Consider the following 252-nt stretch of genomic DNA (forward strand, 5'->3'; position numbering starts at 1 on the left):
GCGGTATCTTTAACAGAGTACGTCAATACTTTTGTGCAGGAGTCGAGCTTAGTTTTAAACTCCAGCAACTGTTCAATTGACTTATCTTGCAATATTTTTTCAAAGTATTTTTTTGCATTATACAGACGCCTTTGAGATGGCGTCTGAATAAAACCATAGCCGTTATCGTCGCCTATGATGTAGCTTTGAAAAAAGTCATTATCAGGACTGATAGCTTGAAGCTTTGTTCGATTTTTGCTCACAACATAAGTT

1 protein-coding gene is annotated in these 252 nt (G+C 36.5%); it reads right to left on the bottom strand.

The window, feature by feature from the left end; all coding sequences use genetic code 11:
- On the bottom strand, positions 1-252 hold a 252-nt coding region (locus tag AAEZ06_RS27845; RefSeq protein ID WP_350617392.1), incomplete at both ends, for a hypothetical protein.

This window comes from Pseudomonas sp. HY7a-MNA-CIBAN-0227 (assembly GCF_040310325.1).
Lineage (GTDB): Bacteria > Pseudomonadota > Gammaproteobacteria > Pseudomonadales > Pseudomonadaceae > Aquipseudomonas.